The organism is Burkholderia crassaminum, from assembly GCF_964265005.1.
Lineage (GTDB): Bacteria > Pseudomonadota > Gammaproteobacteria > Burkholderiales > Burkholderiaceae > Burkholderia.
In genome coordinates this window covers 3580599-3605876 of record NZ_OZ183799.1, presented here as the reverse complement: position 1 = coordinate 3605876, position 25278 = coordinate 3580599, and the positions used below count along the sequence as shown (strand labels likewise).

27 protein-coding genes are annotated in these 25278 nt (G+C 66.9%); 9 read left to right on the top strand and 18 right to left on the bottom strand.

Annotated elements, in window-relative coordinates; all coding sequences use genetic code 11:
- Nucleotides 1-176 precede the first annotated feature (176 nt).
- The 3 genes from slmA to argB are packed head-to-tail and all read right to left on the bottom strand — an operon-like array spanning nt 177 to nt 2499.
- Nucleotides 177-845 carry a nucleoid occlusion factor SlmA gene (slmA, locus tag ACPTTF_RS16765; protein WP_423371791.1) on the bottom strand — a complete coding sequence of 223 codons (669 nt, stop codon included), beginning with the start codon at nt 843-845 and terminating at the stop codon, nt 177-179.
- A complete protein-coding gene (locus tag ACPTTF_RS16760; RefSeq protein ID WP_129513233.1) occupies nt 812-1603 on the bottom strand; it encodes a pyrimidine 5'-nucleotidase in 792 nt (263 codons plus the stop codon). The genes slmA and ACPTTF_RS16760 overlap by 34 nt, the downstream gene beginning before the upstream one ends.
- A complete protein-coding gene (gene argB, locus ACPTTF_RS16755) occupies nt 1600-2499 on the bottom strand; it encodes an acetylglutamate kinase (RefSeq protein WP_006754950.1) in 900 nt (299 codons plus the stop codon). Before argB ends, ACPTTF_RS16760 begins: the two co-directional genes overlap by 4 nt.
- 284 nt (nt 2500-2783) lie before the next feature.
- On the opposite strand from argB, the gene ACPTTF_RS16750 reads away from it, so the two are divergent.
- The 3 genes from ACPTTF_RS16750 (at nt 2784) to ACPTTF_RS16740 (ending at nt 5074) form a co-directional block, all read left to right on the top strand.
- Complete coding sequence (locus tag ACPTTF_RS16750; RefSeq protein ID WP_423371790.1) at nt 2784-3008, top strand: cysteine-rich CWC family protein; 225 nt, start codon at nt 2784-2786, stop codon at nt 3006-3008.
- 91 nt (nt 3009-3099) lie between these two features.
- The gene (locus ACPTTF_RS16745) at nt 3100-4518 is read left to right on the top strand and encodes an ATP-binding protein (protein WP_423371789.1); all 1419 of its coding nucleotides are present in this window, start codon (nt 3100-3102) and stop codon (nt 4516-4518) included.
- Between the two features lie 13 nt (nt 4519-4531).
- Nucleotides 4532-5074 carry a response regulator transcription factor gene (locus tag ACPTTF_RS16740; protein ID WP_021156278.1) on the top strand — a complete coding sequence of 181 codons (543 nt, stop codon included), beginning with the start codon at nt 4532-4534 and terminating at the stop codon, nt 5072-5074.
- 122 nt (nt 5075-5196) lie between these two features.
- On the opposite strand, the gene hslU is transcribed toward ACPTTF_RS16740, so the two are convergent.
- The 8 genes from hslU to dapF form a co-directional block, all read right to left on the bottom strand.
- The gene (hslU, locus tag ACPTTF_RS16735; protein WP_048244649.1) at nt 5197-6540 is read right to left on the bottom strand and encodes an ATP-dependent protease ATPase subunit HslU; all 1344 of its coding nucleotides are present in this window, start codon (nt 6538-6540) and stop codon (nt 5197-5199) included.
- 10 nt (nt 6541-6550) lie between these two features.
- Nucleotides 6551-7087: an ATP-dependent protease subunit HslV gene (gene hslV, locus ACPTTF_RS16730; RefSeq protein ID WP_006477497.1), complete on the bottom strand. Its 537-nt coding sequence runs from the start codon at nt 7085-7087 to the stop codon at nt 6551-6553.
- A gap of 266 nt (nt 7088-7353) precedes the next feature.
- Nucleotides 7354-7770, bottom strand: coding sequence for an RNA polymerase-binding protein DksA (gene dksA, locus ACPTTF_RS16725; protein ID WP_006477498.1), 417 nt, complete (start codon nt 7768-7770; stop codon nt 7354-7356).
- Between the two features lie 496 nt (nt 7771-8266).
- Nucleotides 8267-9457: a CobW family GTP-binding protein gene (locus ACPTTF_RS16720; protein ID WP_423371788.1), complete on the bottom strand. Its 1191-nt coding sequence runs from the start codon at nt 9455-9457 to the stop codon at nt 8267-8269.
- 105 nt (nt 9458-9562) lie between these two features.
- Nucleotides 9563-10777, bottom strand: a complete 1215-nt coding sequence (locus ACPTTF_RS16715) for a class I SAM-dependent rRNA methyltransferase (protein ID WP_423371787.1) — start codon at nt 10775-10777, stop codon at nt 9563-9565.
- A gap of 76 nt (nt 10778-10853) precedes the next feature.
- Nucleotides 10854-11774: a tyrosine recombinase XerC gene (gene xerC / locus ACPTTF_RS16710; protein WP_423371786.1), complete on the bottom strand. Its 921-nt coding sequence runs from the start codon at nt 11772-11774 to the stop codon at nt 10854-10856.
- Nucleotides 11775-11788: 14 nt separating this feature from the next.
- Nucleotides 11789-12517: a DUF484 family protein gene (locus ACPTTF_RS16705; protein ID WP_423371785.1), complete on the bottom strand. Its 729-nt coding sequence runs from the start codon at nt 12515-12517 to the stop codon at nt 11789-11791.
- Nucleotides 12518-12554: 37 nt separating this feature from the next.
- Nucleotides 12555-13424: a diaminopimelate epimerase gene (gene dapF / locus ACPTTF_RS16700; RefSeq protein ID WP_166962455.1), complete on the bottom strand. Its 870-nt coding sequence runs from the start codon at nt 13422-13424 to the stop codon at nt 12555-12557.
- Between the two features lie 236 nt (nt 13425-13660).
- Here dapF and ACPTTF_RS16695 point away from each other — a divergent pair, with 236 nt between their 5' ends.
- Nucleotides 13661-13951, top strand: a complete 291-nt coding sequence (locus ACPTTF_RS16695) for a HigA family addiction module antitoxin (protein ID WP_423371784.1) — start codon at nt 13661-13663, stop codon at nt 13949-13951.
- Nucleotides 13952-13981: 30 nt separating this feature from the next.
- Here the strand turns inward: ACPTTF_RS16695 and ACPTTF_RS16690 are convergent, their stop codons facing one another.
- Complete coding sequence (locus ACPTTF_RS16690) at nt 13982-14866, bottom strand: lipid A biosynthesis lauroyl acyltransferase (protein WP_423371783.1); 885 nt, start codon at nt 14864-14866, stop codon at nt 13982-13984.
- A 266-nt stretch (nt 14867-15132) separates the two neighbouring features.
- On the opposite strand from ACPTTF_RS16690, the gene metK reads away from it, so the two are divergent.
- Complete coding sequence (gene metK / locus ACPTTF_RS16685; RefSeq protein WP_166962464.1) at nt 15133-16320, top strand: methionine adenosyltransferase; 1188 nt, start codon at nt 15133-15135, stop codon at nt 16318-16320.
- 122 nt (nt 16321-16442) lie between these two features.
- Here the strand turns inward: metK and ACPTTF_RS16680 are convergent, their stop codons facing one another.
- Complete coding sequence (locus tag ACPTTF_RS16680; RefSeq protein WP_166962467.1) at nt 16443-16784, bottom strand: hypothetical protein; 342 nt, start codon at nt 16782-16784, stop codon at nt 16443-16445.
- Nucleotides 16785-17136: 352 nt separating this feature from the next.
- Between ACPTTF_RS16680 and ACPTTF_RS16675 the strand changes: the two genes are divergently transcribed.
- On the top strand, nt 17137-17910 hold the full coding sequence (locus tag ACPTTF_RS16675; RefSeq protein ID WP_166962470.1) for a phytanoyl-CoA dioxygenase family protein: 774 nt from the start codon (nt 17137-17139) through the stop codon (nt 17908-17910).
- Between the two features lie 140 nt (nt 17911-18050).
- Here ACPTTF_RS16675 and ACPTTF_RS16670 read toward each other — a convergent pair whose 3' ends face one another.
- Nucleotides 18051-18257, bottom strand: coding sequence for a DUF3185 family protein (locus ACPTTF_RS16670; protein ID WP_006482797.1), 207 nt, complete (start codon nt 18255-18257; stop codon nt 18051-18053).
- Between the two features lie 191 nt (nt 18258-18448).
- Between ACPTTF_RS16670 and mgrA the strand changes: the two genes are divergently transcribed.
- Nucleotides 18449-19492, top strand: coding sequence for an L-glyceraldehyde 3-phosphate reductase (gene mgrA / locus ACPTTF_RS16665; protein ID WP_166962472.1), 1044 nt, complete (start codon nt 18449-18451; stop codon nt 19490-19492).
- 111 nt (nt 19493-19603) lie between these two features.
- Here the strand turns inward: mgrA and ACPTTF_RS16660 are convergent, their stop codons facing one another.
- Nucleotides 19604-19789 carry a hypothetical protein gene (locus tag ACPTTF_RS16660; protein WP_011353526.1) on the bottom strand — a complete coding sequence of 62 codons (186 nt, stop codon included), beginning with the start codon at nt 19787-19789 and terminating at the stop codon, nt 19604-19606.
- Nucleotides 19790-20196: 407 nt separating this feature from the next.
- Nucleotides 20197-21084, bottom strand: a complete 888-nt coding sequence (locus tag ACPTTF_RS16655) for a DMT family transporter (protein WP_423371782.1) — start codon at nt 21082-21084, stop codon at nt 20197-20199.
- Nucleotides 21085-21887: 803 nt separating this feature from the next.
- On the opposite strand from ACPTTF_RS16655, the gene ACPTTF_RS16650 reads away from it, so the two are divergent.
- Nucleotides 21888-22100 carry a hypothetical protein gene (locus ACPTTF_RS16650; protein ID WP_011353523.1) on the top strand — a complete coding sequence of 71 codons (213 nt, stop codon included), beginning with the start codon at nt 21888-21890 and terminating at the stop codon, nt 22098-22100.
- Between the two features lie 58 nt (nt 22101-22158).
- Nucleotides 22159-23181, top strand: a complete 1023-nt coding sequence (locus ACPTTF_RS16645) for a serine/threonine protein kinase (RefSeq protein WP_423371781.1) — start codon at nt 22159-22161, stop codon at nt 23179-23181.
- A gap of 81 nt (nt 23182-23262) precedes the next feature.
- Here the strand turns inward: ACPTTF_RS16645 and ACPTTF_RS16640 are convergent, their stop codons facing one another.
- Both ACPTTF_RS16640 and ACPTTF_RS16635 read right to left on the bottom strand, forming a co-directional pair.
- On the bottom strand, nt 23263-24705 hold the full coding sequence (locus ACPTTF_RS16640) for a coniferyl aldehyde dehydrogenase (protein WP_059853221.1): 1443 nt from the start codon (nt 24703-24705) through the stop codon (nt 23263-23265).
- 39 nt (nt 24706-24744) lie between these two features.
- Nucleotides 24745-25209 carry a hypothetical protein gene (locus tag ACPTTF_RS16635; protein ID WP_423371780.1) on the bottom strand — a complete coding sequence of 155 codons (465 nt, stop codon included), beginning with the start codon at nt 25207-25209 and terminating at the stop codon, nt 24745-24747.
- Nucleotides 25210-25278: the final 69 nt, after the last annotated feature.

The window sequence follows — 25278 nt, the reverse complement described above, 5'->3', positions numbered from 1 at the left end:
TGTAAGGTGGGGGCGGGAAATTGGACGAGTTCGAATTTGCGTGTGGTCTTCGCCACCGGCAGAAGGAGGCGGGAAGGTGCGAATCGACGCAGCGCCTTGATGGGGCGACCGCACCATCCGTCGTCGAATACGCGAAACCAGTGTGCGTGTGTTGCCGGATGCGGCCCGGCGCAGTGCTATTGCAGGATCAGCAGCAAATGCGCATCGGCCTGCTCGCCGGGCGACTTCTGGAACCCGCCCTTTGCGAAGCGATGCCATCTGCCGATCACATAGCTGACGAGCAGGCTGGCGCGCGCCGCGGGATCGTAGTCGGCGGGCAGCGCGAACGGCGCCGCGCCGCCGGGTGCATGCGCCTCCGTGCGCGCGACCCGCAGGCACTGCTTGACCGTCGCCTCGATACGATCGAGCAACTGGTTCACGCGCTCGGTGAGGCGCTCGTCCTCGCCGACGAGCGCCTCACCGGTCAGCACGCGCGTCATCCCGGGGTTCTTCGCAGCGAAATTGAGCATCGTCAGCGCGATCGTGCGGGCCTGCAGCACGCCGTTCGGCTCCTTCGCGACGATCTGGTTGACGAGGCCGAACAGCGCCTCCTCGATGAACTCGATCAGGCCTTCGTACATCTTCGCCTTGCTCGGGAAATGGCGGTACAGCGCGGCTTCCGACACGTCGAGCCGGGCCGCCAGCGAGGCCGTCGTGATCTTCTCGCGCTTCGGCGCCTCGAGCATCGTCGCGAGCGTCTGCAGGATGTGCACGCGGCGCTCGCCCGGTTTCGGACGCGTACGGGTGCGGGTGGGTGATGCCTGATCGTCCGTTACGGCTTGGTCCTGCGGGTGAGTCGGCTGCATTTCTGTCGCCCCGATCGAGTGCCCAGTCGAAGCGATTTTAACGAACGAATCCGCTGGTCGACATAAAGCGGGCGGCCGGTACCCGGCAGGTCGCCGGGAAGATGGCCGGTAATCCAGACCGTGCCGATGCCGAGGCGCTTGTAGCGCTTCAGGTGGCCGCGCGTGTCCTCGACGAGGATCGCGTCGGCCATCCGCACATGCGCGGCACGCAGCGTCCGGCGCAGCATCGTGTGGTCGGGCTTCGCGCGCCAGGTGCGGCGGTCGCGCATGTGCTCGATCGCGATCACGCGCTCGAACAGCCGTTCGATGCGCAGTTCGCGCAGCACCGCGCGCGCGTAGTTCTCCGGCGCGTTGGTCAGCACCAGCTTGCGGCCCGGCAGCGCGGCGAGGATGCGCGCGAGGCCGCGCTCGGCGCGCAGCATCCCGGGCAGGTCGGAAAACGTGTGAACGGCCCGCAGGAAGTCGTGCGGATCGATCGGATGATGGCGCGTGAGGCCGAGGAGCGCCGCGCCGTAGCGCTGCGTGTAGCCGGTGCGCAGCCGGTCGGCTTCGACGCGCTCGACCTTGAGCGCGTCGATGATGTACTGCGTCATCGCACGGTTGATCTCGGGAAAGATCGCGTGCGACGCGTGATGAAGCGTGTTGTCGAGATCGAACAGCCAGACCGGCGCGCCGGCGCGCGGCCGGCTGCGCGAGATGCGCCGGCGCCGCAGCGGGGCCGGCAGGTCGGGACTGACGATCTTGCGGCGCGCGCTCAATGCGAGCGGATCATCGTGCCGAACGGCTGCTCGGTCAGGATTTCCAGCAGCACCGAGTGCTCGATCCGGCCGTCGACGATGTGCACCGACTTCACGCCGCTCTTCGCGGCGTCGAGCGCCGACGAGATCTTCGGCAGCATGCCGCCCGAGATCGTGCCGTCCTCGAACAGCGCGTCGATCTCGCGCGCGGACAGATCGGTCAGCAGGTTGCCGTCCTTGTCCATCACGCCGGGGATGTTGGTCATCATCAGCAGCTTCTCGGCGTTGAGCACGGTGGCGAGCTTGCCCGCGACGAGGTCGGCGTTGATGTTGTACGACAGGCCGTCTTCGCCGAAGCCGATCGGCGAGATCACCGGGATGAACGCGTCGTCCTGCAGCGCCTTCACGACCGCCGGGTTGATCGCCTCGACTTCGCCGACCTGGCCGATGTCGATGTACTGGCCCGGGTTGTCGCGGTCCGGCATCAGCAGCTTGCGCGCGTGGATCAGGCCGCCGTCCTTGCCCGTCAGGCCCACCGCGTGGCCGCCGAAGTGGTTGATCAGCGTCACGATGTCCTGCTGCACTTCGCCGCCCAGCACCCATTCGACGACTTCCATCGTCTCTTCGTCGGTCACGCGCATGCCCTGGATGAAGGTGCCGGCCTTGCCGATCTTCTTCAGCGCCTGGTCGATCTGCGGGCCGCCGCCGTGGACGATCACCGGATTGATGCCGACCAGTTTCAGCAGGATCACGTCGCGCGCGAAGCCCTGCTTGAGCCGTTCTTCCGTCATCGCATTGCCGCCGTATTTGATGACCACGGTCTTGCCGTGGTAGCGGCGGATGTACGGCAGCGCTTCGGCGAGGATTTCTGCTTTCAGAGTAGGGGCGATCTGCGAGAGGTCGATGGGCTCGGACATGGCGGCAGCTCTGGCTGGGAACGGTTGAAACAGGGCGAATTGTACAGGAGTGGCGCAGCGCAGCATCGGGTTTTTGGGCTGGCCGGAAGGCGATCGGCGGGGGGCTGACACCTTGCGCGGCGGCCCGCCGGCTATGGCGCTGCGCGATGCGGGCGGCGGTGCGCGGGCAGCGCCGCCGGGTTCGTTCGGAGCGCACTTCGGCTGGGCGACCGGCGTGCAAGATCCGTGCGCCGCGCTATGCTTGTCGCGTGGGGCGATTTCACGCCCGCTTCCGCGATTCCGCCATGACCGATTCCGCCGCCGCCCGTTCCGCCCCGCACCGCGCGCGCTGCCCGCGCTGCGGGCGCGGCTTCGACTGCGGCGCGCGCACGCAACCGTTCGACTGCTGGTGCGCGTCGATGCCGGTGCTGCCCGGTGGCGGCACCCAGCCTGCGGCCGGCGCGCGCTGCCGGTGCCCCGAGTGCCTGGCCGACGAGATCGCGCAGCGCATGACCGGCGCGGCCGGCTGACGGCGCTGGCCGTGCATGCGGTGCGCGCCGTTCGCCGGTTCCGATCCGGCCCCGCTAGGGGCGCCGCCCGCTAAACGGGTAAACTGCCCGGATGCAACGAATCACCACCACCGGGCGCGTCAACCTCAGTCACCTGTTCTGGCTCCGCAATCTCGCGATCATCGGCCAGCTCGTGACGATCGGCGTCGTGCAGACCTATTTCGGCGTGCATCTGCCGTTGCCGGCGATGCTGATGGTCATCGCGCTCGAAATCGTTTTCAACGCGCTGACCTGGGTGCGCGTGCTGCGCGCACGGCCCGAGACCAATTTCGAGCTGCTCGGCCAGCTGTGGGTCGACCTCGGTGCGCTGTCCGCGCTGCTGTTCCTGTCGGGCGGCACGACCAACCCGTTCGTGTCGCTGTACCTGCCGTCGCTCGCGATCGCGGCGGCCGTGCTGCCGTGGCACCTGATGATCTGGCTCGCGGCGTTCGCGGTCGCCTGCTACGCGTCGCTCGGCTTCGATTCGGTGCCGCTCAACATGGACAATCCCGCGAACCTGTTCGACTACTACCGCACCGGGATGTGGGCGAACTTCATGGTCAGCGTCGGGTTGATCGCATGGTTCGTCGCGCGCATGTCGAAGGCGCTGCGCCAGCGCGATTCGGCGCTCGGCGAAGCGCAGCAGCACCTGCTGCGCGACGAGCGTGCGGTCGCGCTCGGCGTGCAGGCCGCCACCGTCGCGCACGAGATGGGCACGCCGCTGTCGACGATCGCGATGCTCGCCGAGGAACTGCGCGACGCGGCGCGCGCCGATCCGGGGCTGGCCCGCTACGAGGCCGACCTGAAGGTGCTCGAGGAACAGATGACGCTCTGCACGTCGGCGCTCGCGCGCCTGCGCAGCCGCGCGAGCGCACCGGCGAGCCGCCAGCCGGTGGACGACTGGCTCGATACGTTCGTCGAGCACTGGCGCCTGCGGCATCCGCATGTGCGGTTCGAGCTGCTCGGCGCGCGTCCGGCGGGCGTCGCGCTCGACGACACGGTCGCGGCCGGCCAGATCCTGACGATCCTGCTCGACAACGCCGCGCGGGCGAGCCCGCAGCGTGTGACGCTGGCCGCGAAGGTCGCGCACGACCGCGCGGCCGACGAGATCGAATTCGAGGTATGCGACGACGGGCCCGGCATTCCGGCCGCGCTGCGCGAATCGCTCGGCGCGATGCCGGTCGACAGCACGCAGGGCGGGCACGGGGTCGGCCTGTACCTCGCGTTCAGTGCGGCCGCGCGGCTCGGCGGCGAAATCGAACTGTCCGATGTCACGCCGCGCGCGGCGGGCGGCAACGGGCGGGCCGGCGGTGCGGCGAATGGTCACGCCGCTGCTGCATCGGGTCATCGCGCGGGCGAACGCGTGGCCGAACGAACGGCCGGCACGCCGGACGGCCGCCCGGCCGGCGCAACCGCCGCGCGCGGCACGCGGGCCGTGCTGCGCCTGCCGGTCGTGCGCGTCGCGGCGCCGGCCGCCTCAACCAACACGTAGACGGAGAAACCACATGAGCGAGAACAATTTCCTGGTGATCGACGACAACGAGGTGTTCGCGGGCACGCTCGCGCGCGGCCTCGAGCGCCGCGGTTATGCGGTCCAGCAGGCGCACGACAAGGAGGCGGCGCTCCGGCTCGCCGCGGGCGGCAAGTTCCAGTTCATCACCGTCGACCTGCATCTCGGCGAGGATTCGGGCCTGAGCCTGATCGCGCCGCTGTGCGACCTGCAGCCCGACGCGCGGATTCTGGTGCTGACCGGCTACGCGAGCATCGCGACCGCCGTGCAGGCGGTGAAGGAAGGCGCCGACAACTACCTCGCGAAGCCCGCGAACGTCGAGTCGATCCTGGCCGCGCTGCAGACCAACGCGACCGAAGTGCAGGCCGACGAGGCGCTCGAGAATCCGGTCGTGCTGTCGGTCGACCGGCTCGAATGGGAGCACATCCAGCGCGTGCTGGCCGAGAACAACAACAACATCTCGGCGACCGCGCGCGCGCTGAACATGCACCGCCGCACGCTGCAGCGCAAGCTCGCGAAGAAGCCGGTGCGGCAGTAAGCGGCGCGACGCGCACAGCGGTCGGCGCGGCGAGCGTCGATTCCGTATGACTTGCGGCGCACCAACGAAAAACGGGCGACCCCGCGAAGGGGCCGCCCGTTTTTCATCGGATACCGCGCGCGTTACAGCACGTAGCGCGACAGATCCTCGTCCTGCGACACTTCGCCGAGCGCCCGGTCGACATACTTCGCGTCGATCGTCACGCGTTCGCCGGCATGGTTGCCCGCCGAGAACGACACTTCCTCGAGCAGTTTCTCGATCACCGTGTACAGCCGGCGCGCGCCGATGTTCTCGGTTTTCTCGTTGACCGCATACGCGATCTCCGCGAGGCGGCGGATACCGTCGTCGGCGAAGTCGAGCTGCACGTCCTCGGTCGCGAGCAGCGCCTGGTACTGCTTGACGAGGCTCGCGTCGGTCGCGTCGAGGATCGCCTCGAAGTCTTCCACCGACAGCGAATCGAGCTCGACGCGGATCGGGAAGCGGCCCTGCAGCTCCGGAATCAGGTCGCTCGGCTTCGCGAGGTGGAACGCGCCGCTCGCGATGAACAGGATGTGATCGGTCTTCACCATCCCGTACTTCGTGTTGATCGTCGTGCCCTCGACGAGCGGCAGCAGGTCGCGCTGCACGCCCTGGCGCGACACTTCGCCGCCGCTGCCTTCGTTGTTGCGCGACGTGATCTTGTCGATCTCGTCGAGGAACACGATGCCGTTCTGCTCGACGTTCTGCACGGCCTTCGTCTTCACTTCCTCTTCGTTCAGCATCTTCGCCGCTTCCTCGTCGGTCAGCAGCTTCAGCGCTTCCTTGATCTTCACCTTGCGGCGCTGCTTCTTGCCGCTGCCGAGGTTCGAGAACATCGAGCGGATCTGCTCGGTCATCTCTTCCATCCCGGGCGGCGCCATGATGTCCATGCCGGCCGACGGCTGCTCGAGGTCGAGCTCGACTTCCTTGTCGTCGAGCTGGCCTTCGCGCAGGCGCTTGCGGAACGTCTGGCGCGTTGCGTTGTTGTCGTCGTTCGCGTGTTCGGCATTGCCGCCGAAGCCCACCGCGCGCGGTTGCGGCAGCAGGATGTCGAGAATGCGGTCTTCGGCCTGGTCGGTTGCCTTGCTGCGCACCTTGCGCATTTCGGTTTCGCGCGTCTGCTTGACCGAGGTCTCCATGAGGTCGCGCACGATGCTGTCGACGTCGCGGCCGACGTAGCCGACTTCGGTGAACTTGGTCGCTTCGATCTTGATGAACGGCGCATCGGCGAGCTTCGCGAGGCGGCGCGCGATTTCGGTCTTGCCGACGCCCGTCGGCCCGATCATCAGGATGTTCTTCGGCGTGATTTCCGTGCGCAGCGGGTCGGCGACCTGCTGGCGGCGCCAGCGGTTGCGCAGCGCGACCGCGACGGCCTTCTTCGCCTTGTTCTGGCCGATGATGTGCTTGTCGAGTTCCGAGACGATCTCGGCAGGGGTCATGGTGCTCATGGTGCGGTCCTTACTCGATCGTTTCGATGATGCGGTTGTGGTTCGTGTAGATGCACATGTCGCCCGCGATCCCGAGCGACTTCTCGACGATCTCGCGCGGCGACAGCTCGGTGTTCTCGACGAGCGCGCGGGCCGCGGCCTGCGCGTAGGCGCCGCCCGAGCCGATCGCGCAGATGCCGCCTTCCGGGTCGAGCACGTCGCCGTTGCCGGTGATCACGAGCGTGGTGGTCGCATCGGCCGTGATCAGCATCGCCTCGAGGCGCCGCAGCATCCGGTCGGTGCGCCAGTCCTTCGCGAGCTCGACGGCCGCACGGGTGAGGTTGCCCTGGTGCTTCTCGAGCTTCGCCTCGAAGCGGTCGAGCAGCGAGAACGCATCGGCGGTGCCGCCCGCGAATCCGACCAGTACCTGATTGTTGTAGATCCGCCGCACTTTCCGCGCGCCACCCTTCATGACGATGTTGCCGAGGGTTACCTGGCCGTCGCCGCCGAGCGCGACCTTGTCGCCGCGCCGGACCGAAACGATGGTCGTGCCGTGAAATTGCTCCATCTGCGTTCCTTGAGAAAAACGGGGAAGAGTCGGGCGGCGCGAGGCGCCGCCGCGTGAATCGCAGTGCGCCGGGGAGCGGCCCGGCGCGCGTCCGTTTCATTTTAGGGCGGGCGCCGGGATATCAAGGGGCGGGAGGCAAATCGGCGGGCCGGCGCAAGCCCGTTATGAGCGGGAGCCGGCCCGGGAACCGGTGCCGGAAAAACAGAAAGCGCGCGGCAGGCCGCGCGCTTTCGGGAAGCAGCGTGTCGGAGCGGAACGCCGCTCGATCAGTCGCCGAACAGCTTCTGGCGCAGCTCGCGGCGCTCTTGCGCCTCGAGCGACAGCGTGGCCGTCGGGCGCGCGAGCAGTCGCGGGATGCCGATCGGCTCGCCGGTTTCCTCGCACCAGCCGTAATCGCCGGAATCGATGCGGGCGAGCGACTGCTGAACCTTCTTGAGGAGCTTGCGTTCGCGATCGCGCGTACGCAGCTCGAGCGCGTGCTCTTCCTCGATCGTCGCGCGATCGGCGGGATCGGGCACGATCACCGTCTCGCGGAGGTTCTCGGTCGTCTGGCCTGCATTCTTGAGGATGTCCGCCTGCAACTGTTCGAGCCGATTTTTGAAGAAGGCGAGCTGATCCTCATTCATGTAATCCTTGTCGCTCATCTTCAGGATTTCGGCTTCGGTCAAGAGTTTCTTCGTCATCTGCTTGCTTCTTCAATGTGCGGCAAATCAAGAGATATTGCCTGCACTTTGGGATTACCCGCAACCGCGCTTGCAATCATTTGCGATTTGCCGCCGCGGGGCCGAAAGCCTCTGGAAAACCGGTTCTCAAATACCAGGATAGGCCTGGCGCGGAGTTGCGCGCGCTGCGAACCGGTGTGCTGCGCGGCACATCGCATCGGCCGCGGCCGGGAGGCGGATTGGCGATCCGGCGCGGTTGCGATGCCCGGAAAACTGGTTCAGCAAGAACCGGGCCTGTTTGTTGCCGTACTCCAGCGGGCACGTATTGTAACTGAATCGCAAGCGGGCGCCGTATCGGGTCGATCCCCGTCGGCTGCGCCAATATCTAGAAAATATAACGCGCAAATCGCGAAAAAGCGATGACGGCGAAACCCTGCCCGAAAAGGCCGCTCCGCGGCCGCCGCAGCCGCCTGCGAGGCGGCCGCGCGGCGGCGTGTGCGGCGGTTGCCCGCGCGCGTCAGGCGAGGCAGGCGTCGAGGCCGTCGGTGATCAGGTCCTGCGGCAGATCGACGCCGATGAACACCATCTTGTTCGTCTTCTTCTCGACCGGCAGCCACTTCGCGGCGAGGTCGCTGCCCATCATCTGGTGCACGCCCTGGAACACGACCTTGCGGTCGACGCCCTTCATGTACAGCACGCCCTTGTAGCGCAGCATCCGCTCGCCGTAGATCTGCAGGATGCCGCCGAGGAAGTCTTCCAGCTTGTTCGGGTCGAACGGGCGGTCGTTGCGATACACGAACGACTTGATCTTGTCGTCGTGGTGCGCGTGGTGATGGTGGTGGCCGTGGTCGTGATCGTGCGCGCATTGACCGTGATCGTGGTCGCAATTGGCGTGATCATGGCCATGGCCATGGCCATGGCCATGGTCGTGATCGTGGTGGTGATGCGCGTGATCGTCTTCGGCGAGGAAGTCGGGGTCGATCTCGAGCTTCGCGTTCAGGTTGAAGCCGCGCAGGTCGAAGATTTCCTTGATGTCGGCTTCACCGAAGTTCACGACCTTGATCGCGGCCTTCGGGTTCATGTGCATCAGGCGGTGCTTCAGGCCGGCCACCGTCTGGTCGTCGACCAGATCCGACTTCGTGACGAACAGCCGATCGGCGAAGCCGACCTGGCGCTGCACGACTTCGTGCTCGTCGAGCTGCGCGTTCGCGTGCTTCGCGTCGACCAGCGTGATGACCGCGTCGAGCAGGAAGTCGTCGGCGATTTCGCTGTCGATGAAGAAGGTTTGCGCGACGGGGCCCGGATTTGCGAGGCCGGTGGTTTCGATCACGATGCGGTCGAAGTCGAGCTTGCCTTCGCGCTTCTTCGCGGCCAGATCGCCGAGCGCGCGGGCCAGATCGCCGCGGATCGTGCAGCAGATGCAGCCGTTGCTCATCTGGATGATCTGCTCGTTCGAATCCTGTACGAGGATTTCGTTATCGATGTTCTCTTCGCCGAACTCGTTCTCGATCACGGCGATCTTCATGCCGTGCTGTTCGTTCAGGATGCGCTTGAGCAGCGTCGTCTTGCCGCTGCCGAGGAAGCCGGTGAGGATGGTGACGGGAGTGGCCATGTCAATCGCCTGTGGTTCGTGAATCGGGGTCAAAACCAGGATGTGCGTCGCGCCCGGGCGTTGCCAGCTGGGGCGCACAACCATCCATTGAAACATACCTGTCAAGCCCCCGCCCGTCGTCCGGACGACAGGGGGGAGAGCGCGAATCCGCCGGGCGCCAGGCCGCGGCCGGCGGACGGTTACGCGCGTAGATCGGGGCGATCAGACGATTTGCAACAGCAGGCCCTTCAGATATTCGCCTTCCGGGAATGCCGCGAGCAGCGGGTGATCGACGCCCGCGCCGAGGCGCTTCAGGATGCGCGCGTCGACCTTCGCGTCCGCTGCCGCGCCCGCGACGATCTTCTGGAACAGGTCCATGTCGATCGCGCCCGAGCACGAGTACGTGAACAGCAGGCCGCCCGGGCGCAGCAGCTTGAAGCCGCTCAGGTTGATGTCCTTGTACGCGCGCGCTGCGCGATCGACGCTGTCGCGGGTCGGCGCGAACTTCGGCGGATCGAGCACGATCAGGTCGAAACGCTCGCCTTCGTCGACGAGGCGGCGCAGCGTCTTGAATGCGTCGGCGTCGAGCCAGGTCGCGCGTTCGGCGTCGAAGCCGTTGGCGACGACGTTCTGCTGCGCGAGCGCGAGTGCATCGCCCGACGAGTCGATCGACACCACACGCTTCGCGCCGCCCTTGAGCGCCGCGAGCGAGAAGCCGCCCGTGTAACAGAAACAGTTCAGCACGTCGCGGTCGGCCGCGTACTGCGCGACCAGCGCGCGGTTGTCGCGCTGGTCGACGTAGAAGCCCGTCTTGTGGCCGTTCGGCACGTCGACGTGATAGCGCACGCCGTTTTCGTTCGAGATCAGCGTCGCGGGCGGCGCATCGCCGGCCAGCACGCCGGTCGTCTGTTCGAGCCCTTCCTTGTCGCGGATCGACACGTCCGAGCGCTCGTAGACGTTCGGGCAGCCGGTCGCGCCGGTGAGCGCCACGACGATCGCGTCCTTCCACGCTTCGACGCCCGCGGCCATGAACTGGCAGACGAGCTGGCCGCGCGGCGCGGCGCCGGCTTCGGCGGTGTCCGCGACGTAGTAGTCGACGATCAGCCCCGGCAGCCCGTCGGCTTCGCCGAACACGAGCCGCACCGCGCCCGTGCCCGACACCATCGTCGTGCGGTGCGCGACCGCGCGCTGCACGCGGCGCTTGAAAAACGCGTGGTCGATCGGCTCGTTCTCGTCGAAGCTCCACACGCGCACGCGGATCTGCGACTGCGGGCTGTACGCGCCGCGCGCGAGGAAGCGGCCGTCGTGCGCGCGCACGAGCACGGTCGCGCCGGGCGCGGGCTTGCCGTCGACGCGGTCGATCGCATTGGCGTAGACCCACGGATGGCGGCGCAGCAGCGATTTTTCCTTGGACGGCTTGAGGGTGACGGTTTGCATGATGAGATCGAAATGGGCCGCGACGGAAGCCGACCGTGGCCGGTCGCCGCGCGCGGCGGGTAACACGGGAAGCGCGTCAGTCGCGCTTCTTCGCGCGCGGATGCGCGCTGTCGTAAATCTTCGCGAGGTGCTGGAAGTCGAGCGACGTATAGACCTGCGTGGCGGACACGCTCGCGTGGCCGAGCAGTTCCTGCACCGCGCGCAGGTCGCCGCTCGACTGCAGCACGTGCGTCGCGAACGAGTGGCGCAGGACGTGCGGATGGACGTTGGCGGGGATGCCCGCGGCAAGCGCCGCGCGCTTCACGCGCTCGCGCACGACACCCGGCGACATCCGGTTGCCGCGCACGGACACGAACAGCGGATGCGGATCGTGCTTCACGAATTCGCCGCGCACCGCGAGCCATGCGTTCAGCGCATCGATGGCCTTGCGGCCGACCGGCACCTTGCGCTCCTTGTTGCCCTTGCCGCGCACGGTGACTTCGGCTTCGGCGAGATCGAGCCAGCCGGCCGAGCGGTAGCCGTCGGCCTGCGTGTACATGACGTCGAGCCCGATCAGCTCGGCGAGGCGCAGCCCCGACGAATAGAACAGCTCGAGGATCGCGTGATCGCGGATGCCTTCGGTCGTGCCGGCGAGCGGTGCGTCCATCAGTGCCGATGCATCGTCGACGGACAGCGCCTTCGGCAAGGTCTTCGGGCGTTTCGGCGCGCGCACCGCGGCGACCGGGTTCGCGGGCATCTCGATGCGCTGCGCGAGCCAGCGGTAGAACGCGCGCCACGCGGACAGCCGGTGCGAGATCGACCGGGCGGACAGCCCGCCCGAATGTGCGCGCGCGACCGCGCCGCGCATGTCGGCGGCCGTCAGCGCTTCGAGCGGCCGGCCGTTCGCGAGCTTCTTCAGTTCGTCGAGTTCGTGCGTGTATCCGCGCAGCGTGTGTTCCGACAGCTGCCTGACGTGCTTCAGGTTCGACAGGTAGGCGGCGATCGGATCGTCTGTCATCGCGTGCGGACGGGTCAGTGCGGCAGCAGGCGCGTGAGCGCCGCGCTCGCGAGCGTCGCGATCTGCGCGAGGAAGTCGGTGGCCATTCCGTCGTGGAAGCGGCGCGGGTCGGGCGAGCCCAGCACGAGCAGGCCGAACGCGGGCGCATCGGTGCCGGCGAGCGGCGCGCGCAGCGCGAGCAGCGCGACCGATGCGGCCGAGCCGTCGCCGGCCGGCGACGCGGCTTCCGCGCCTTCCGCCGCATTCGCGGCCGATGCGGCGACCGCGGGTGCGAGCCACTGCGCGGCCTCGAAGCCCGTGTTCGCGCCGCAGTACGGCGTCGACAGGCCGTTCGTGAACAGGCGCACTTCTTCGCCGACCTGGCGGGCGAAGTCGGCCTGCGAGTAGGTGTCGGCGACGTCCCACACGCGCAGTGCCGTCTGCGGCACGTCGAATACGTCGGCGATGCCGTCGGCGATCGTGCGCGGCAGTGCGTACGGATCGCGTTCCGCGATCACGCGCGCGGTCCAGCGGCTGAACTTCGCAGACAGGCTGTCGTTCTCGTGGCCGTAGCGCACGAGTTCGGCGAGCCGGCGCTCGAGATGCTTGTTCTTGTCGCGCAGCATCTCCATCTGCCGCTCCTGCAGCGAGATCGCGGCCTTGCCGTGCGGGTTCGCGAGACGGATCGTCGCGAGCAGTTCGGCGTGCTGCGCGAAGAATTCGGGATTGGCGAGCAGGTAGTCGGCGACTTCGCGATCGTTCATGTGGCTGGAGCGTTCAGTTATCAAGGACGTTGCAGGGTCAGGCGTGCAGCTCGATCTCGCCTTCGAACACGGTCGCGGCGGGCCCGGCCATCATCAGTGCGGCCGCTTCGTCGCGCGCGCCGTCCCAGCTGATCGTCAGCGTGCCGCCGTGCGTGTGCACGGTCACGGGCGAATCGAGCAGGCCGCGCCGGATGCCGGCCGCGACCGCCGCGCACGCGCCGGTGCCGCACGCGAGCGTCTCGCCCGCCGCGCGTTCGTACACGCGCAGTTGCACTTCGCTGCGCGACACGATCTGCATGAAGCCGGCGTTCACGCGCTCCGGGAAGCGCGCGTGGTGCTCGATCAGCGGCCCTTCTTCGAGCACCGGATACGCTTCGGCGTCGTCGACGATCTGTACCGCGTGCGGGTTGCCCATCGACACCGTCGAGATCCAGCGCGTCGCACCGCCGACGTCGAGCGGCCACAGCGTGTCGCGGCCCTGGGCGCGGCCGTCGAGGCCCGCTGCATCGAACGGCACCAGCGCCGGCGCGAACACGGGCGCACCCATGTCGACGACGACTTCGCCGTTGTCCTGCATCGTCAGCGTGATCAGGCCCTTCATCACCTGCACGCGCACGCTGCGCTTGTCGGTCAGGCCGCGGTCGCTGACGAACTTCACGAAGCAGCGCGCGCCGTTGCCGCAGTGTTCGACCTCGCCGCCGTCGCAATTGAAGATCCGGTACTTGAAATCGGCGCCGTCGACGGTCGGTTTTTCGACGAGCAGCAGCTGATCGGCGCCGATGCCGAAGTGGCGGTTGGCGAGCGCACGCACCTGCGCTTCGGTGAGCGGCGGCAACGCGCGCGAATAGCCGTCGAGCACGACGAAGTCGTTGCCCGCGCCGTGCATCTTGGTGAACGAGAGTTTCACTGGGTCCGGATTTCCATGGCGAACAAGGCGGTCGGCACGGTGCGAACGGCCGGTCGCCATGCCGGGCGTCGTCGTTCGTCGTGCTGATCTCAACCGCAAATGATACATGCAGCCGACAGGGGCGTCCTGCGCGGGCGTTCCGGGTGTTTTCGTACTCGTTCAATTGATGAGGCCACCCGGAGATGCGTATTGTTTCGCTATACGCCGTGTAGCTATCCAGCGAGGGGATTCAAGCCATGACCCGCATCTTCAATCCGCCCCATCCGGGCGAAACGCTGCGCGACGACGTGCTGCCGGCGCTTGGCCTGACCGTCACCGAAGCCGCGTCGCAGCTGGGCGTGACGCGTGCCGCATTGTCGCGGATCCTGCATGGCCACGCCGGCATCTCGCCGGAAATGGCGCTGCGCCTCGAAGCGTGGCTCGGCGAGGAAAATGGGGGGAGGGCCGATCTGTGGCTCGCGCAGCAGTCGGCCCACGATCTGTGGCGGGCGCGCGCGAAGGTGGCACGAGCGCAGGCGCGCGCATGACTGCACGCCTGCGAACGTCTTCCGGCAGGGTCAGTACAGGCTCGGCTCGCCGGGCGGGCGCGTCTTGAAGCGCTTGTGGACCCAGTAGTACTGCTCGGGCATCAGCGGGATCTGTTCCTCGAGGAATTCGTTCATCCGCCGCGCGTCGAGATCGTCGTCGCCGGTCGGGTAGTTGGCCCACGGCTTGAAGACCTTCAGCCGGTAGCCCTTGTAGTTCGGCAGCACTTCGCCGATAAAGGGCAGAACCTGCGCGTGGCCGGTCTTGGCGAACCGGCCCACGGCCGTCAGCGTGCAGGCGGGTATGCCGAAGAAGGGCACGAACGTCGAGTTGCGCAGCCCATAGTCCATGTCGGCGCCGAGCATCACCGGCTTGCGGTCGCGCAGCCAGCGCAGCACGGTACGCGCGCTGTCGGCCCGGCTTGCGAGTTCCGCACCGAAGCGGCTGCGGCCTGCTTTGGCCGCAGCTTCTATTTCCGGGCTCTTCATCGGCGTATAGAGCGAGCCGCACGTCCGGCCGAGTGCGAGATTGATCGCCATCGAGCCGGCCTCGATGCCGACGAAATGGAACCCGAGCAAGAGGGTCGGCGGCATGTCCGGATCGGTGAGGTCGACCTCGCTCTCTACCGTGAACAGCTTGCGATAGATCGCTTCCGACGCGAACCACTGGTAGCTGCGCTCCACGTAGCTGCGGATCGCATGGCGGAAATGCTGCCCCGCCACTTCCTCGCGCCGCGCGTCGCTCCAGTCCGGGAAGCAGAGTTTCAGATTGGTGTGTACGATGCGCTTTCGCCGGCTGGGGATCTTGTAGAGCAGCCAGCCGAGACCATCGCCGAACCGTGCGGTCAGGCCGTACGGCAACAGGGCGAGCAGTTTCAGCAAGCCAATGGCGAGGTGCGTGCCTAGACGACCTAGCATGCGAAACCTCCGTGGGACCGGCTGGCCGGCGCGTTGCGAACAGGGTGGTAAGACAGCGGAAGATGCAGCACGGGCGGCGCTCTGTGACAATTCAGGAAAGCCGCTATAATACGGGCTTCGCCGAGTTAACTGACAACTTGCGGGGCGAAGCCGGTTGGCGTCATACGCGCTGCCCGGTCCTGGTAATCCGCTAAAGCGTCGCCGCTTCAGGCCCAAACGAAGCTGGCTACGTGAAACCAACCGTAACCACACAGGAGCCTGAAAAAGTGGCAAACGATTATCTCTTCACGTCCGAATCCGTCTCCGAAGGCCATCCGGACAAAGTCGCGGACCAAATCTCGGACGCGATCCTCGACGCCATCCTCGAGCAGGACAAATATTCGCGCGTTGCGGCGGAAACGCTGTGCAACACGGGTCTCGTCGTCCTGGCCGGTGAAATCACCACGACGGCCAACATCGACTACATCCAGATCGCGCGCGACACGATCAAGCGCATCGGCTACGACAACACCGAATACGGCATCGACTACAAGGGTTGCGCGGTGCTCGTCGCGTACGACAAGCAGTCGCCGGACATCGCCCAGGGCGTCGATCGTGCACACGACGACAACCTCGATCAAGGTGCGGGCGACCAGGGTCTGATGTTCGGTTACGCGTGCGATGAAACGCCGGAACTGATGCCGCTGCCGATCTATCTGTCGCACCGTCTCGTCGAGCGCCAGGCCAGCCTGCGCCGCGACGGCCGCCTGCAATGGCTGCGCCCGGACGCGAAGTCGCAGGTGACGGTCCGCTACGTCGACGGCAAGCCGCATTCGATCGACACCGTCGTGCTGTCGACGCAGCACGCACCGGACATCGAACTGCCCGCGCTGCGCGAAGCCGTGATCGAGGAAATCATCAAGCCGACGCTGCCGGCCGACCTGATCAAGGGCGACATCAAGTTCCTCGTGAACCCGACCGGCCGGTTCGTGATCGGCGGCCCGCAGGGCGACTGCGGCCTGACCGGCCGCAAGATCATCGTCGACACGTACGGCGGTGCCGCACCGCACGGCGGCGGCGCATTCTCGGGCAAGGATCCGTCGAAGGTCGACCGTTCGGCTGCGTATGCAGGCCGCTACGTCGCGAAGAACATCGTCGCCGCCGGCCTCGCGTCGCGCGCGCTGATCCAGGTGTCGTACGCAATCGGCGTCGCCGAGCCGACCTCGGTGATGGTCAACACGTTCGGCACGGGCCGCGTGTCGGATGCGGTGATCACGAAGCTCGTGCGCGAGCATTTCGACCTGCGCCCGAAGGGCATCATCAAGATGCTCGACCTGCTGCGCCCGATCTACGAGAAGACGGCTGCTTACGGCCACTTCGGCCGCGAAGAGCCGGAATTCTCGTGGGAAGCGACCGACAAGGCGCTCGCACTGGCTGAAGCGGCTGGCGTCGAGCCGACGGCACGCGTCGCGTAAGCGTCGTTCGCCTGAAATGAAAAACCCCGGCTAGCCGGGGTTTTTTTATGGGTTCCGATCACCGGGGCAATCGGACAACGGCGCGACGGCGATCGTCGCGCGCGGTGCCCGCCGGCGCGCGCTCAGCGTGCGCCGAACCCGAACCAGCCGTCGCTGGCCGCGAGGCGGCGCGGGCGGTTGACGCGGCGCTGGGGCCCGAGCGTGCGGCGCAGCGCGAGCGCGCGCAGCGATGACGGTTTCTGCAGCAGCGAGCGCAGGCCGGCACGGCGCGAGAATGCCTGCGCGCTCATCATCGAGAAAAATGCGTGGAACCACGCACGGATACCGTCCAGCCGGCTGTGTGCGGGCGTACGCTCGGCCAGCGCCTGCGTGCGTGCGCGGTGATGGCGCAGCGGGCGGGCAGGAGCGGGCGGCACAACGCGCTTTGCAGCGCGGCTGAGACGGGAAGTCAGACGGAATGGCATGTGAACGATGCTTCGCTTGTATGGGTGGCGCCCTTGAGAGCGCACTGGTATGAACGGCCTCGGATGGCGCAACGGATCCTACCGAAACTCGTTGCGCGCCGCGCCCGCCAGAATTGACAGGCCGCGACAGGCTACAGGGGATTCATGACGGGCAAAAGTCGCGATAAACCCTTGTGCCAAAAGGCGTGTGCCGCATACCGCCTGTCGGTGAGGCCAGCGCCGCGCCGCACAGTTCCCTTGAGCCTGATCAAATCCGCGATTGGCATGCCCCTGCGCACGACAATGGTGCTGTTCGCGGCATCCGGCGCCGATTTACAATCGTCACATTCACACAATAAACGTCTGGCATCCCATGTCGTCTCCATTGCAGTCGGAATCGATCCGCGAGCAAGTCGCGGAATTGCGTGAGCGCGGCTTCGTCGTCGCGCGTGGCCTCGTCGGCGGCGAGCAGTGCGCGGCGCTCAGGCAGATCGCGGAGCGCCAGTTGCGGGAGGCGGCCGAGCCGATCGAGTTCGAGGCGGATCTGCGCTACCCGGGCGCGCCCGAATCCAAGCATGCGCCGGGCGGGCATACGGTGCGGCGGCTGCTCGATGCGTACTCGCGCGATCCGGCGTTCGCCGAGCGCGCGATCGCACCCGAAATCGGTGCGTGGATGCGCGAGTATTTCGGCGAAGAACCCGTGCTGTCGCGCGCGCATCACAACTGCATGATGACGAAGCATCCCGCGTACGGCAGCCTGACCGGCTGGCATCGCGATTTCCGCTACTGGTCGTTCGAGCGCCCGGACATGGTGTCGGTGTGGCTCGCGCTCGGGCCGGAAACGAACGAGAACGGCGCACTGTGGCTCGTGCCGGGGTCGCATACGGCCGAATTCGGGCCTGAAGCGTTCGACGATGCGAAGTTCTTCCGCAGCGACCTGCCGGCGAACAGGAAGATGATCGATGCGGCCACGTGCCCGTCGCTGCAGACGGGCGACGTCGTGTTCTTCCACAGCAACACGCTGCATTCGGCCGGGCAGAATCGATCGGACCAGGTGAAGTTCTCGCTCGTGTACACGTATCACGGCGCGAGCAACCGGCCGCTGCCCGGCACCCGCTCGGCGGCAAAATCGGAAGTGCAGTTCTAGGTTCAGATCGAATGGGCGGTGATACCGCCGCGGTCACGCGATGCGGTGCATCGCGGGCGTTTGAAGCAACGGGCGGCCTGGCCGCCCGTTTCGTTTGGCGCGGCCCGATCGGGCCGTACGTGCAGCGCGCGGCTGCGCGATCAGCGCTTGCCGCCCGGCATCGCGAGGCCGATCAGGCCGACGAACGATGCGACGGCACCGCCCGCGATCAGCAGGATCGTCTTCGTCGCGGGCGAACCGGTGAAGAAGCGCGACACGTTGTCGTTGATCGAATGGAACGACTGGCCGCCGAAATACAGCAGCACGACGCCGCCGACGAGCAGCGCAACCGAGATGACCCGGGACATACCTACCTCGCTGAAACGGTGATTCGAGACGCCGCAGTGTAGGGGACGACCGCGCCCGCGTCCATCGCCTTGCCCGCCGTGCGCGCGCCGGCCGCTTTCGTTACCATAGTCGTCGTATGACTCCTTCGCCGTCGCCGCGCCGTGTGCGCGGCAGGCGCGTCCCTTCCCCGATGTCCTGACGGAACAGACTCATGGCCTACGAAGCAGCTTCCGAACGTTATGCCGACATGCAATACCGCACCTGCGGCCGATCCGGGCTCAAACTGCCCGCACTGTCGCTCGGCCTGTGGCACAACTTCGGCGACTCGACGCCGATCTCGACGCAGCGCGACATCTTGCGCACCGCGTTCGACCTCGGCATCAACCACTTCGATCTCGCGAACAACTACGGGCCGCCGTACGGCAGCGCCGAAACCAACTTCGGCCGGCTGCTGAAGGAGGATTTCCGGCCGTACCGCGACGAGTTGCTGATCTCGACGAAGGCCGGCTGGGACATGTGGCCGGGGCCGTACGGCAGCGGCGGCGGGTCGCGCAAGTACGTGCTCGCGAGCCTCGACCAGAGCCTGCAGCGGATGGGGCTCGACTACGTCGACATCTTCTATTCGCACCGCTTCGACGCGCACACGCCGCTCGAGGAAACGGCGGGCGCGCTCGCGTCGGCCGTGCAGCAGGGCAAGGCGCTCTATATCGGCATTTCGTCGTATTCGGCAGCGAAGACGCGCGAGATGGCCGAGCTGCTCGCGCAGTACAAGGTGCCGCTGCTGATCCACCAGCCGTCGTACAACCTGCTGAATCGCTGGGTCGAAACCGAACTGCTCGGTACGCTCGACGAGATCGGCACCGGCAGCATTGCGTTCACGCCGCTCGCGCAGGGGCTGCTCACGTCGAAGTACCTGAACGGCGTGCCGGCCGATGCGCGTGTGAACAAGCCGGGCGGCGGCTCGCTGAAGCAGGATCACCTGAGCGCGGACAACCTCGACCATGTGCGCAAGCTCAACGCGATCGCCGAACGGCGCGGGCAGAGCCTTGCGCAGATGGCGCTCGCATGGGTGCTGCGCAACGGCCGCGTGACGTCCGCGCTGATCGGCGCGAGCCGTGCGGAGCAGGTACGCGAAAACGTCGGCGCGTTGAAGAACCTCGAATTCTCGGCGGAGGAACTCGCGGAGATCGATCGTTACGCGACCGAAGGTGGCATCAATCTGTGGGAAAAGCCGTCCACCGATCAGGCGATCTGACCGGAAGTCGATACGGCATGCGAAACAACATCGCGTGCCGTATCGCGGGCTAGCGGGCAGCACATCGCATCGCTGCGGTGCAGCGATGCGCGTGATACGCCGAGAGTCGCGCTAGATCAGCGCAGGCAGCCCTTCAACGAGCAACACCGCGACGCCGACGCCGAGGATGACGCCGAGCACGCGCAGCAGGTTGTGACGGAATTCGGTTGCGCACGGTACCGCGCCGAGAAATAGCGCTCCGGCCAGCGCCATCGGAATCAACAGGATGAAGTCGCCGATCGTGAAATAGGTCGTCATGCGTGTCTCCAGTGTCGGCCGGAGTTAGCGCTTCAGCGCTTACTTCGGCCCCATCCCCTTGTGGGACGTCGGTCGGAGTTTGCGCTTTAGCGCTTACTCCGGCCCCATCCCTGTGGGATCTCGGCCTGAGTTGGCGCTTTAGCACTTACTCCGGCCCCATGCCGGGTGTTTCTAGTGTGGGTCCGACCCATTTGCGAGCGGGGCGGTCAATTCGAGTATAGGCAACCGGCAGCGCTTTTCGCTATCCGAACCATTAAAAATCAGCGGAAAGCCCGGCGAATCACGCATTTTTCCCGCAAGTTCAACGAACGCCTTGCACACATCTTTCCTGTTCCTTTCGATTTTCGCGGAATGGTCGTATGTGTCGATGCGGGCCGCCGCACCCGCAGGCGCGGCGGCCCGTCCACTTACGCGCGCTCGGGTTGCGCGCGGGTGGCCGACGCCCGGAACACGAGCGCGAGCCCTGCGATGATCGCCCCCATGCCGGCGAGCGCGAGCGGTTCCGGCCGGTTGCCGAGCCACACGGCGTCCATCAGCGTGGTGACGACGGGCACGAGATAGAACAGGCTCGTCACGTTGACGAGATCGCCGCGCTGCATCAACCGATAGAACAGCAGTTGCGCGATCACCGAAATCACGATGCCGAGCCACAACAGCGGTACGACGAATGCCCAGCTCATCTCGAACGACACCGGCCGGAACGGCACGATCGCGACGCACAGCGCGAGGCCGATCGCATTCTGCAGCGGCAGCACGTCGGCGGGCGCCGCGCGTACGCGCTTTTGCAGCAACGAGCCTGCGGTCAGCGCGACGAGTGCGGTGAGCGCACACGCGATGCCTGCAGCCGACAGGCCGCCCGTACCACCGCTCGCGCCGCGGCACACGACGAGCGCGAGGCCGGCCAGCGACAGCGCGAGCCCCGCGATGCGCACGGGCTGCCAACGCCGCTCGACGATCGCTAGCGTGAGGATCGGCTGCACACCGAGGATCGTGGCGAGTACGCCCGGCGCGATCCCGCGTTCGAGCGCGAGCAGGTAGAAGATCGAATAGCCGCCCACCATCAGCAAGCCGGTCAGCGCGGCCATGCGCCGCTCGCCACGCGGCGGCAGCCAGCGTTTGCGCACGAACGCCAGCCCGAGCAGCACGAGCGATGCAAGGGCGAAACGTGCGGTGAGAAAGACGAACGCGGATGCGTGACGCAGACCGAGTTCAGCGAAGATCGCGCCGCTGCTCCACAGCAGTACGAAGAGCGACGTCGCTCCATGCGCGGTGAGCGCGCGTTTGAACGAAACCATGTGAATCCACCTGTCGAACGGATCGGAACGTTCCATCCGCGCGCGCAGCAGCGAGCCGTGCGTCATGACGCACGAATGCAAGCCTGCGGGCGAATGAAAGACGAAACGGAAGCCGGCTGGTCAGCCGGCGCGTGCCGCCGGAGGGGGCGGCGCGGCGCCGACGAGCGGCGGTGCGACAGGAGGAGGAAGAACCGACGGATGCGCGCACGCCTGCGGCCGCGAGTCGAACTGCGGCCGGGATTTTGCAAGGGCGGACGTGAGCGGATGCATCGTGTCGGAATGCGCTTGAACGCGAATGAGCGTCAAAGGTACCGCAAGGCCGGCATCGGACGCAACCACTGTCGGTGGCGTCGCATGACGAAGGGCGGCGTGCGGTGAGGCGGGCGGTGCGTGCGCGCACGTCGTTGTGCGGGGCGCGTTCAAGGCAGGGGGAAGGCGATGACGGGGTAGCGTGGTTCGGTCACTGCAGTCGAACGAAAGATCCTGGTGACCCGGCACCGGGCCCACGATGCGCGCGTGGCCTCCTTCACGTGCGCGCCGCGGTGCCAAGGCGGATTCGGCGGGCGGTCACATTCGACAGGGTATGATGGGGGGAACCGGGCCGGCAAGCGCTCGTCCGGTGCAGTGGTTGATTGGAGACATTCGACGAATTCGCGGCACTTCGCCTGCTTCTTCTTCTTTTCGCGCTTCGATAAACCGTGAACAATGGGATTACGCGCAACGCTCCGACGAGAGCGCGCGGATCGTGCATTTGCCGGCTCGCCAGCGAGCCGGGTTTCAAGATTCAAGAGTGGGGAACCATCATGCATGTCGGGTCGATTGTCTGCACTACCCATATCGCGGTGCCGAAGGGCGCGCGCGGCATCGTCCAGCGCGTCCTGGGCGACATGGCTATGGTGACCTGGTACGCGGGCGTACCGGGCGAGTCGAAGGAACTCAACACCGAGCCGTTCTTTCTCGAGGACCTGATCGACACCGGCGAATCCGTGCTGCCGGCCGGCGCGGCGCTCCACTAAGCGCACACGTCGCACCGGGCGCTCGTCTTTCAGCCCGGCTGGCGGCACAATGCGGGGCATGACAGACGCTACTTCCGCTCCCGCTTCTCCCGCCAGCCCGCCGTTCGCCGGACTCACGCCCGAGTGCGTGCTCGACGCGCTCGACAGCGTGCTGATGCCGGCCGGCCTGCGCACCGACGGGCGCCTGCTCGCGCTCAACAGCTACGAAAACCGCGTGTATCAGGTGGGCATCGAAGACGGCCCGCCGGTCGTCGCGAAGTTCTACCGTCCGGCACGCTGGTCGGACGAAGCGATTCTCGAAGAGCATGCGTTCGTCGCCGAGCTCGCCGCACGCGAGATTCCGGCGGTGCCTGCGCGCGTATTCGACGGCCTCACGCTGCACGCGTTCGACGGCTTCCGCTTCTCGATCTTCGAGCGGCGCGGCGGCCGCGCGCCCGATCTCGATCGCAGCGACACGCTCGAATGGCTCGGCCGCTTCATCGGCCGGATCCATGCGGTCGGCGCGACCGAGCCGTATGTCGCGCGTCCCGTGCTCGACATCAAAACGTTCGGCTATGAGCCGCGCGACTACCTGCTCGCGCGCGATTTCATTCCGGATGACGTACGACCGGCCTACGAGACGGCCGTCAGGCTCGCCCTCGAAGGCGTCGAGGCTGCGTTCGAGCGCGCGGGCGAGATCCGCCTGCTGCGCACGCACGGCGACTGTCATCCGAGCAACGTGCTGTGGACCGATGCCGGCCCGCACTTCGTCGACTTCGACGACAGCCGGATGGCGCCGGCGGTCCAGGATCTCTGGCTGCTGCTGCCGGGCGATCGCGAAGGCGCGTCGCGTGCGCTGGCGGACCTGCTGGCCGGCTACGAGGATTTCTGCGAATTCGAGCCGCGCGAGTTGCATCTCGTCGAAGCGCTGCGCACGCTGCGGCTGATTCACTACGCGGCATGGCTCGCGCGACGCTGGGACGATCCCGCCTTTCCCGCCGCGTTCCCGTGGTTCAACACGCATCGTTACTGGGAAGCGCGCGTGCTCGAGTTGCGCGAGCAGATCGGCGCGATGCAGGAAGGGCCGCTGTGGCCCGTGTGACGGCACGCGCGGCAGTTGCGCCGCGCGGCATGCCGAAGCGGGCCGTGGCGCGATGCGCGCGGCCCGTTCGATCCTTTCCGTTCAGAACTTCAGCATCAGCTTGATCAGCGCGGCGAAGCGCTTGCCGTACGGCGGCGCGAGCAGGTTGCGTGCATTCAGGCGTGCCTGCGTGAGCACCGGTTTCATCTTCGAGAACGTGACGAAACCGTCGTAGCCGTGATACGCGCCCATGCCGCTCGCACCGACCCCGCCGAACGGCAGGCTGCCGCATGCGATGTGCATCAGCGTTTCGTTGATCGACACGCCGCCCGAGATCGTTTCGCGCATCACGCGGTCGATCGTGCCGCCGTCCTCGTCGAACAGGTAGAGCGCGAGCGGACGCGGGCGCGCATTCACGTATGCGATCGCTTCGTCGAGCCGCTCGTATGGCACGAGCGGCAGCAGCGGCCCGAAGATTTCCTCCTGCATCAGTTGCGACGCGGCCGGCACTTGCGTGACCGCGCATGGCACGAAGCGACGCGATGCGGGATCGGATTGCGCGTCGGACAGCGGATGCAGCTGTGCGCCGGCTGCCTGCGCGTCGCTCGCGAGTTGCTGTAGGCGCGCGTAGTGACGCGGCGACACGATCGTCGTGTAGTCGCCGTTCGCCGACAGGTCCGGATACATCTTCGCGAACCGTGCCCGCGCGCGCTCGATAAACGCGGCTTCCATCCCGCGCGGCAGCAGCACGTAGTCGGGCGCGATGCAGGTCTGGCCCGCATTCAGCGTCTTGCCCGCGACGATCGCGTCGACGGCCGCATCGAAGCGCGCGTTCGGCCCGACGATTGCCGGCGACTTGCCGCCGAGTTCGAGCGTGACGGGCGTGAGGTTGTCGGCGGCCGCGCGCATCACGTGGCGGCCGACGTGCGTCGAGCCGGTGAACAGCAGATGATCGAACGGCAAGCCGCTGAACGCGGCGCCCACTTCCGCATCGCCGTTCACGACCGCGACGTGGTCGCGCGTGAAGGTCTTCGCAATGAGCTGCTCGAACAGCGCCGACGTACGCGGCGTCAGTTCGGACATCTTGATGATCGCGCGGTTGCCGGCCGCGAGCGCGCAGATCAGCGGGCCGGCCGCGAGCAGCACCGGGTAGTTCCACGGCACGACGATGCCGACCACGCCGAGCGGCTGCGGAATCACCTTCGCGCGCGCCGGGCGCAGCCACTTGTTCATCGGCTTGCGGATCGGTTTCATCCAGCGCTTGCCGTGCTTGAGCGCGTCGTCGATCTCTTCCTTCGCCATCCAGATTTCCGACAGCAGCACTTCCTGCTTCGCGCGATGGCCGAAATCGGCGCTGATCGCTTCGGCGAGTGCGTCCGCATGGTCGATCAGCATCGTGCGCAACGCGCGCAAGTGCTGCACGCGCGTTTCCCATGCCGGGTACGGCGCGCGCAGATAGGCCGCGCGCTGGTCGCGTAGCAGCGACGTCAGTGCATCGACCGACGGCAGTGCTTGCGGGGCCAGTTCGGGCAGGTCGTTCTTCATGTCGTCTCCTCCAGTTGGGCCAGGCTGGTCGGCCGGCCGTCACGCCGCACGCGCACGCTCGGCGAGCGCGGCGACGCGGATCGGGGTGGTGCGTGTCGCGCGGCGCGGGGCCGGATGCGACGTGTGCTCGAAAACCGGTTGAAGCGTGCAGCGGGCGTCGCATCCACGCGACGGTGTGCGCATCCGGAAACCGTGTTGCGGCGCATGGACATGCAGCGCGATGCGATTGTTGCCGGGCGCGCGACGGTGCGGCGCGACTACCCGCCGTTGCACCGAAGCGGCGCAGCACGACAGGTCCGTCAAATCATGCCGCAGCGCATCGTGCTGCCGCGGCGACAAACCGTCCAAACGGTCGGCGACGACGTGTGCCGTTCGATTTCGATCGACTGTGCGCATGACGCGGGGCATCTCCGCGCGGGCAGCCGTTTGAAATGAAATGCGGGCTGCGCGCATCGCATCCGGGCAACCCGGTCGGCACGCAGCCTGCAGAACCTGGCGCTGCATCGTCGTCTCTCCCGTTTCGCGACGGATCGGCTTCTCGTGGCCGGCGCGTCGCGCAAAGCGAATCGATAC